We start from the raw sequence: 1,150 nt of genomic DNA on the forward strand, positions 1-1,150 counted from the left end.
GATTCGGACACAACCTTTCGTTAGTTTAATATTAATGACTTAACCAAGTTGTGTCCATAAATCTATACTACATCTAATATATTTATACTCAAACTGATTCAATTAGAATAAATTACTATAGATTTAACTATAGTGCAATTAAAGATTATATTAATCTAATTATCAGTCAGTATCTATACATATTAATAACTTCATTACCAATATTGATATTAGGGCTTATTATAAATAAAGGTAACGTTAATCTTTATGATACTCTAATTATTTTTGGTCAATTACTTTTAATAATTATACTATCAACTTTGATTGGAATTCTATTCCCGGCAAAAAAGGACAATCCATTCTCACCTTTTATTGGATTTTTAATAATCGTAATAATTTCAGGATTTATATCATTAATATTACAGTTCCTAAATTTTTCAAAACTGTACAATAGCATATTAATGATGATTTTATATATTTTCGTTATATACATAAGTTGTTTGGGATTAAAAACACTAAAGGAGGAGTTTTTACATGAAGATAGTTAATATTATCATTGGAACTCTAGTGTCAGCTGTGATAAGTACGGTAATAATCTTAGTAATTAGTTTGATCAAGCTGATGTTTACTCATGATGAAGTTGGATATACAACCTCATTTTTCAATTCGTTATTTGTAAAAGTCGAGGAAAATGCCGACGGCTGGGATTTATATACAACTTTAGGGGTGAATACCGATAATTTAACACCTATTATTTTAACGATTATCTTTTTTTGGTTTTTCTATTTAATTTTAACTAAGGTCTATATGGATAGTAAAAAGAAAAGAGAAAATGTAAAGTAAAAGATTATGGTAGATAAAAAAGTAAATATTAATGCTATCACATTTATTGACGTTATTAAGTACGTTCTAATTTATATGAAATGGTGCAATTATTTCTTTATCCTTTTCTTTATTGTTTCATTATTATTACTTTATATAAAAGTTAACATTATTTTATACACGTTAACCTATCTTTTAGGTGGAATATTATCAATTAGTATACATGAGCATATGCATATATTATTTATAAAAAAAATTACAAATAACAGTCATAGATGTAGTATAGATTTATGGACACAACTTGGTTAAGTCATTAATATTAAACTAACGAAAGGTTGTGTCCGAATCA

General features: G+C 25.1%; 1 protein-coding gene. It reads left to right on the top strand.

Translation table 11 applies throughout. From position 1 onward, the window contains the following. Positions 1 to 513 precede the first annotated feature (513 nt). A complete protein-coding gene (locus KM885_RS17745; RefSeq protein ID WP_047186626.1) occupies positions 514 to 822 on the top strand; it encodes a hypothetical protein in 309 nt (102 codons plus the stop codon). The last annotated feature ends 328 nt before the right edge of the window (positions 823 to 1,150 follow it).

Origin of the sequence: Oceanobacillus caeni (genome assembly GCF_019037185.1) — a bacterium.
Lineage (GTDB): Bacteria > Bacillota > Bacilli > Bacillales > Amphibacillaceae > Oceanobacillus > Oceanobacillus caeni.